Here is an 834-nt window from a genome sequence, read left to right as displayed (position 1 = left end):
ATTTCGATAGGCATTTCGCGCTTTTCTACTTCTTCAACAATAAAGTGTAAATAAGGTTCTGCGCGTTTTGAAATGCGGTCTAAATAAGCTTGATGACGCGCATAGTAATTACGCTCGGTAACAACAGGGCGGTTTTGCGGTACATCAATAGACAGTTGGTAGCGAATGCGCTCCCACACATCATCAAAAACGGGGGCGTCTTCGCTCTGCTCAACGTGTTGATATTGGGCGTTTACCATCAATGCATTGTTAATATCGTTAGGGCTTGCGCCTTCTAAGCGCTTATTTGCTTGGGTAGCAGCTTGTGCGTCTGAATCTACGGTTGTTAATGTTTGACAACCACTTAGCGCAAGCGCCAAGGCAATTAATAGAGGAGATTTATTCATATATACCAATACATCAGGTAAAAAAACTCGGCGAATACTACCCGTTATGAGTCAACATTGCCACTTAACGACCAACTTTAACATGTTGATAAAACCATTCGCTATTTTTAAACCAATGGTTTTACCTAGGATATACCTAACCACGATGCTGCAAAATTAATTACAACAGGTCAACATATCTTAACTAAAAGTTGTCTTTGAATCGTCTCAGACTTGCAAAGTTTTCCCATGGTTCATTGTTTTTTGTAACCAACACAAATTCTTTTGGAATTAACTCTGTAATAGTAGGTAGGTCGCTGCGCATAAATGGATTAACTTTAAGCTCTTGGCCTATTGTACTTGGCAGTGTAATTTCGCCCTTAGCACGCTGTGCATCTACTTTATCGCTGTATTGGAGTAGCTCAGGGTTACGCGGCTCTACGGCTTTTGCAAATGCTAAATTGGCTTG

Annotated in this window: 1 protein-coding gene and 1 pseudogene; both read right to left on the bottom strand. The window is 40.9% G+C overall.

What is annotated here, in order from left to right; translation table 11 throughout:
• Positions 1 to 386: pseudogene (locus B2R65_RS04185) on the bottom strand (lytic transglycosylase); the annotation flags it as partial.
• A gap of 184 nt (positions 387 to 570) precedes the next feature.
• A partial coding sequence (locus B2R65_RS04180) for a hydroxyacylglutathione hydrolase C-terminal domain-containing protein (RefSeq protein WP_286741285.1) occupies positions 571 to 834 on the bottom strand: 264 nt, incomplete at its 5' end.

Origin of the sequence: Pseudoalteromonas sp. UBA2102 (assembly GCF_002331165.1) — a bacterium.
GTDB lineage: Bacteria > Pseudomonadota > Gammaproteobacteria > Enterobacterales > Alteromonadaceae > Pseudoalteromonas > Pseudoalteromonas atlantica.
This window is presented reverse-complemented; position numbering and strand designations above follow the sequence as displayed.